The organism is Amycolatopsis kentuckyensis (genome assembly GCF_002155975.1).
Lineage (GTDB): Bacteria > Actinomycetota > Actinomycetes > Mycobacteriales > Pseudonocardiaceae > Amycolatopsis > Amycolatopsis kentuckyensis.
This window is the reverse complement of record NZ_MUMI01000472.1, coordinates 1-6,336: the sequence shown is the minus strand read 5'-3', so window position 1 is coordinate 6,336 and position 6,336 is coordinate 1. Positions and strand designations below refer to the sequence as shown.

The 6,336-nt window shown below is 73.3% G+C and carries 4 protein-coding genes; 2 read left to right on the top strand and 2 right to left on the bottom strand.

Annotated features, from left to right (window positions below; all coding sequences use genetic code 11):
- Positions 1-358: response regulator transcription factor (locus CCN39_RS37370; RefSeq protein ID WP_143264291.1), on the top strand; the 358-nt coding region annotated here is incomplete at its 5' end.
- A gap of 105 nt (positions 359-463) precedes the next feature.
- Entirely contained in the window at positions 464-1,090 is a 627-nt protein-coding gene (locus CCN39_RS37365; RefSeq protein ID WP_043785945.1) for a response regulator transcription factor, read from the top strand.
- A gap of 14 nt (positions 1,091-1,104) precedes the next feature.
- On the opposite strand, the gene CCN39_RS37360 is transcribed toward CCN39_RS37365, so the two are convergent.
- Together CCN39_RS37360 and CCN39_RS37355 are read right to left on the bottom strand one after the other, a co-directional pair.
- Positions 1,105-2,430, bottom strand: coding sequence for a COG1470 family protein (locus tag CCN39_RS37360; protein ID WP_086850170.1), 1,326 nt, complete (start codon positions 2,428-2,430; stop codon positions 1,105-1,107).
- A 101-nt stretch (positions 2,431-2,531) separates the two neighbouring features.
- Positions 2,532-6,336, bottom strand: a 3,805-nt coding sequence (locus CCN39_RS37355; RefSeq protein WP_143264290.1) for a VWA domain-containing protein, incomplete at its 5' end; no start/stop codon positions are given.

Below are 6,336 nucleotides of genomic sequence, written 5' to 3'. Positions count from 1 at the left end.
CGCGGGCGCCCGCGGCTACCTGCTCAAAGGAGCGCGCAACGAGCAGATCATCCGCGCGGTCCGGGTGATCGGCGACGGCGAGGCCATCTTCAGCCCGGCGATCGCCACCCGGGTGCTGTCGCTGCTCGGCACGGCGACCCCGCGTGACGAGTCGTTCCCGCGGCTCACGTTGCGGGAGAAGGAGATCCTGCGGCTCGTCGCGCAGGGCATGGGCAACGCGTCGATCGCCGAAGAGCTGGTGCTGAGCCAGAAGACCGTGCGCAACCACGTGTCCCACATCTTCCGCAAGCTCCGGGTCACCGACCGCACCCAGGCCATCGCCAAGGCCAAAGAGGCCGGCATTGCCCGATCGGAGTAAGGAAAGCGGGACATATCGGGACTCCATGTCCCTGTTCGGCGAGCGTCCGCACCACGATCCTTGGGGGTGGAGCGATCCGACGTCGTTCGAGGGAGGGCCACACCCATGATCACCGACCAGGTTCCGGTGCTGCTGCACGCCACCGACACCATCACCCACGCGGGCGTCACGGCCGCGCTGCGGTCACGTCCCGAAATCCGCTTCGCCGACGAAGACTCCGGCGAGCCCGCCGTGGTGCTGGTCATCGTGGAACGGCTGAACGAGGAGGCCCGGCAGCTGCTGCGCAGCCTCCAGTGCGCCGGCCACGCGGGGGTCGTCCTGGTCGCCGGGGAGGTGGAGGACTCGGAGCTGCTGGACGTCGTCGGCAACGGGGTCTCGGCGATCATCCGCCGCGCCGACGCCACCCCCGACACCCTGGTGCGGCTGGTCAAAGCCGCGGCCGTCGGTGAAGGCGCGCTGCCGCCCGACCTGCTGGGCCGCCTGCTGTCGCGGGTGTCCCGGTTGCAGCGGGACGTGCTGCGCCCGAACGGGTGGGACCTCGCCGGGATGTCCCAGCGGGAGACCCGGGTGCTGCGGCTGGTCGCCGACGGCTTCGAGACCAAGGAGATCGCCGACCAGCTGAGCTACTCGGAGCGGACGGTGAAGTCGATCCTGCACGACATCACCAACCGCTTCCAGCTCCGCAACCGCGCCCACGCGGTGGCTTTCGCCATGCGCGAAGGGCTCATCTAGCACGACCGCACGGTCTACTCGACCCGGCCGGAGAAGGAGACCGACGGGGTGCAGCGGCCCCGGTCCCCCGGGTTCTGGCAGCTGACCGCGAGCACGATCTTGTCCCCCGGCTGGAACCGCCAGGCCTGCAGCCAGTGGTGGTCGAGGTCGCGGAAGTTCGAGAGGCCGACCTCCAGCAGGACCGTCTTGGTGCCGCCGGAATCCCGCAGCAGCCGCAGGGTTCCGGTGTCACCACGCGGGTTCTGCAGGATCAGGTCGGTGATCACCAGCGTCTTGCTCGCGTCCGGCAGCGTGTAGGGGAACTCGGCGAACCGGTTGACGTTCGAGTCGATCTTCGCGTCCGCGGCCACCCGGAAGTCCGTCGGGGTGCCGTCGGCGGCGGCGTTCGAAACCCGGGTCGGCGGCGTGCCGGGACCGGAGCCGGGCGCCGCCGGGTTGTCGCCCGGCGGGGTCAGGCCGACGGCCTTCATCGCCTGCTCGGAGTTCTGCTTGGCCTGGTCGGCGTTCTTCTTCGCCTGGTCGGCCCCGGCGCCGGCGTCCTGCGCCGCCTTCACGATCTCCTGGTTCTGCTCTTCGGCGGCTTCCCGCGCGGCCGACTTCACCGCGGGCCGCAGCACGGTGAACCACAGCGTCAGGAGGGCCAGCAGGAGCACGAGCAGCGCGGCGAGCGCGGGCAGCAGCCACTTCGGCAGCAGCTGCCGCTGCACCATGGTGCCCTCGGTCTTGATCGGCTCCGCGCCGTCGGCGACGACGAACACCTGGAAGCGGTGCCGGACCGGTTGGCCGCGCAGGAAGCGCTTCCGCGGCTTGGCGCGCATCCGCACGAACGCGGCGGTGCCCGGCGCCAGGTCGGCCCGGTCCCGTTCGAGCCGGAAGTCCAGCTCGTCCTCCGGGTCCAGCGGGCTCAGCTCGACGGCCACCGGCCGGTTGCCGCGGTTGTCGACGGCGACCTCGAAGTCCGCCTTGGAACTGCCCTCCACCTTGGCGGGCACGATCTCGGCGGTCACCTCGGTGAAGGCGCCGAGCTCGACGGTGCCCTCCTCGACGACCGAGCCGGCGGGGTCCTCGCTCGAGAACACCCGCACCCCGAACGGAATCGTCCCGGCGGGGACGTCGGAGGCCCGCGGCGGCGCGAACCGCACGGTGACCGTCCCGGTCTCCCCCGGCATGAGGTTGACCGTGGCCGGTTCCGCGGTGGCCCAGCCACTCGCGTCGCCGACCACGTCGATCGCGAACTGGTCGACGACCTGCCCGGCGTTCCGGATGGTCACCGTGCAGCTCGTCTCCTGGCCGGGTTCCGCGACCAGGCCGGCCTCGGACAGCGTCGCCGTTGCTCCCATGCGCGGAAGTCTCCCTTTTGTGTCGCGGGTCCGGCACCAGCGGACGGGTGTGCGGCCGTGCGCCGGTGGTTGCCCCTACGGGCAGCGGGTTCACGCGCGGCTCAGCCGCGCGAGATGAAGGGCGGTTGTTCCGTGCGCAGCACCACGAGGATCGGGTTCGACTGCGCCGTCCCGAACTTCGGCCCGCTCACCGAGGTGGCCGAAACCGTGCGCGGCCCGATCAGGTCGTGGTGGAAGACCAGGAACTGCGCCTCGAACCTCCCGTCGACGCCCACCGTGGCCAGGCCCGGCGTCTCGGAGATCCCGTCCGACCAGGCCAGCCGGACCGTCGCGCCCGGCGGGAAGTCCGTGCCCGTCACCCGCGGGACGGAACCCAGCGGGGTGACGCCCGGATCCACGGCCACCACCGGCTGGCGGATCACCACCCGCCCGGCGGCGGTGTTGTCGCCGGGGTTGGTGTCCGGCCCGCTGGTGCTGACCGTGCCGGACACCGGCGCGTCGGCCGCGGCCTTGGCCGCCAGCGCGATCCGGACCTCGACGGTCTGGCCGGGTGCCAGCGTCCCGAGCGCGCAGCTGCCGCCGCCCGGCGTGCACCCCGCGGCCACCGAGGTCGCGGGCAGCTGCGGTGGCAGCTGGGTGACCAGGCGGACCTCCGGCATCGGGGCCCCGGAACCGTTGTGCACCAGGAAGGTCAGCACCACGTCGTCGCCGCCGGCGAACAGCGGGACCGCCGACACCGCCAGCCCGACCGACAGCGAGCCCGGCGTGACCGGGGGCACCGGCTTCGCGCCGACGGTGACCACGGCGGTGGCGGAATCGTCCTGCGGGCCGGCGTCCTGGCCGGCCGTGGTGACCGTGCCGGTCGCGGCCTGCGTCCCCGGTTCGGTGCCGGTGGCGCTGAACCGGACCCGCGCCTGGGCGCCGGGGGCGAGCGTGCCGAAGGCGCAGACGAGGTCCGGCGTGCAGGTGCCGACGCTGGTGATCGGCGCCTGCGGCCGCAGCCCCGCGGTCAGCCGGACGAACAGCCCGACATTCGGCGAAGCGGCGACGCCGTGGTTGGTGACCACGAACTCGAAGGTCGTCAGCCCGGAGAACGGGATGGCGGCCGGGACGGCGGTGGCGGTCACCCCGACGTCGGCGATCCGCTGGAAGGCCGGCTGCGAGGCGCCGCCCGGTCCGGCGATCAGGACCGCGGGCGCGCCGCCGGCCGACGGCACGGTCAGGATGCCCGGCCGGGATTCACCGGCCGCGCTGTCGAAGGCGACCAGCGTGCCGTCCGGCGACCAGGCCGGGTCGTCCACGGATCCGGTGTCCTGCACGAGCACCCGCGCGGGCCCGCCGTCGGCGGGTGCCACGCAGAGCTGACGGCGGTCGTTGTGGAACACCAGCGCGGCGCCGTCCGGCGAGACGTCCGCCGAGCCCTGCCGCCCGGTGCCGCACGGATTCCCGAACGACGGCGAGAGGTCCCGCTGGGTGCCGGCCACGACGCTGTCCGTCCCGGCGGCCAATGAGACCTGCCACAGCTCCTGCCGGTCCCCGCCGGGATCGACCGACATCACCGCGGTCTCGGTCGCGGTGCCGCCCCGCCCGGTCGCCGTGCACGTCACGGTGGTGGCCCCGACCGGGAAGAGGCTCCCGGACGACGGCGTGCAGAACGGCGTGAGCGGCGTTTCGCGGTCGGCGTCGATCGCGGTCGCCGGGTATTCGATGACCGTGGGCGCGGTTCCGGTGACCGTCCTGTCGTGCACGGTGATCAGCGGCAGCCGCGGATCCTTGACCCGCACGGTGACGTCCTCGGTGTAGCCGGGCCGCACGGTGGGCTCGCCGTTCAGCCGGAACTCGACCCGGCAGTGCTGGAAGGCGCCGATCGGTGCGGTCCCGGAAACCGTGGCGGTTTCGACGAAGTGCGCGTCGGTTCCGCCGGGCACCTGCTGCGTCCCGTCGGGGGTGAAGGTGAGCGTCAGCCCCGGATCGCAGAACGGCACCGGCTGCACCTTCACCTGGAGGTCCGTGATCCCCTTGACGATCGCGGTGCTGATCTGGCCGGCGTCCGTGCTCTCGGTCAGGACGCCGTCGGTGGCCTTCGTGATCGCGGTCGCCTGGCCGCGCCCGTCGAGGGCACCGTCGGTCTCCTCGGCGAGGCTGCCTTCCGAACCGCCGCTGCCGGTCACGGCCGGGACCGCGACCACCCGGATCTTCGCGGCCTTCAGCGCGTCGACGACGGCCGCGGTCGTCGGGAACGTGCCCCGCGCGTTGTCGGCGGGCGACTCGTGGCTGGCGGCGTCGCCGACCAGCACCACGATCCGGTTGCTGGTGTCGCGGAAGCCGATCGCGCCCGTCGACACCTTCTGCAGGGCGTCGTACCAGTCTTCGGCGGTGTCGTCGCCACCGGTGGCGGTGATCCGGCCGAACGCGTCGGTGAGCAGCTTGCGCTGGTCGTCGGTGTCGGCCGGCGTCAGCGGCTGCTGAACGTGGAACGACCGTGGTGGGTTCGGCGGCGGGCCTTCGACCGGGGTGTCGTCCACGCGGTCGCCGTACGCCGCGACCGCGAAGTGCGCCGACGGCTGCACCTTCTGGACCTCCTCGATGACCTTGCCGAGGTTCGTCTTGACGTTGTCGATGACCCCGCTCATCGACCCCGTCTGGTCCATCAGCAGCACGATGTCCGGCTGCGCCGGGACCTTGTCCGTCGGCACGGTCTTGTCGATCCTCGCCGAGGAACCCTGCCCGACCGGGATGTCCACCACCGACGGCCGCACCCGGCCCGGCGGGGGCGGCGCGATCCGCGAGGCCGCCCGGGTCAGCGTGATCTTCGTGCCGTCGGCCGACCACACCGGCTGCGAGTCGTCGCCGCGCAGGTGCGGCGGCAGCGGGATCTCGCCGAGGATCCGGCCGTCCGCCACGCGGGCGATCCGCACGGTGTCGAAGCGGCTTTCGCCGCGGATGGCGGTGTTGGTGAACGCGATCATCGTGGCGTCCGGCGACCAGGCCGGGTGCTGCTCGCGTTTGGTCCCGTCCCGCGGGCCGGTCAGCGCGCGGGGTGCGCTGCCGTCGGCGTTCGCCACGACGACCTCGGTCTGCACCGACTCGCCCGGATCGGCCTGGGTGTAGGCCAGCTGCGAGCCGTCGGCGGAAAACGCGGGGTCGAACTCGTCGGCGCCGGGGCGGTTCGTGATGTCCCGGCGGTCGCCGCCGGTGGCGTCCGCGCTCCAGACGTCCGTGGTGCCACCCGCGCGCAGCTCGGTGAACACCGGCCGCCCGTCCGTGCGGAACGTCGGCTCGGTCTCGCCGGTGGCCGGCAGCGCCGAGATGATCGAGATCCGGCCGGCCTCGATCTGCTTGACGTCGCCGAGCGGGTCCTGCGCGCGGGTCGTGAAGGCCAGCCGGGCGCCGTCGCGCGACCACGCCGGCTCGGCCGAATCGCCGGGGTCGGGGACCGCGCGGGTGACCGCGCCGCCGGTTTCGGCGACCAGTGCCACGTCGCCGGCCGGGTGGAAGCGGGTGGTGGTGAACGCGATCCGCGCCGGCCCCCACGCGGGCTGGGTGTCGGCGGCCGGGTCGGCGGTCAGGCGCACCGGGGCGCCGCCGGCGACCGGGACGGTGTAGATGTCGCCGGCCGGGTCGTCCCGGGTGCTGCTGAACACCAGGCGGGTGCCGTCGGGCGACCAGCTCGGCGAGTCGTCGGCGGCCGGGCCGGACGTCACCTGACGGAGGCCGCGGCCGTCCACGCCGATCACGAAGAGCTTCCGGCTGCCGGTGCGTTCGGACGCGAACGCGACCGTGCGGCCGTCCGGCGACAGCGCCGGGTGGAGGTCGACGGTGTCGTCGTTCGTCAGCGGCACCGCCGTCTGGGCGCCGTCGGGGAGGTAGTACAGCTCGCCGTCCCGCTCGGCACCTCCGGCGGCC

What these genes read in the sequence shown, in the direction of transcription:
- CCN39_RS37365 (WP_043785945.1), top strand. Translation starts at nt 464, where the DNA reads ATGATCACCGACCAGGTTCCGGTGCTGCTGCACGCCACCGACACCATC.
- CCN39_RS37360 (WP_086850170.1), bottom strand. Translation starts at nt 2,430, where the DNA reads ATGGGAGCAACGGCGACGCTGTCCGAGGCCGGCCTGGTCGCGGAACCC.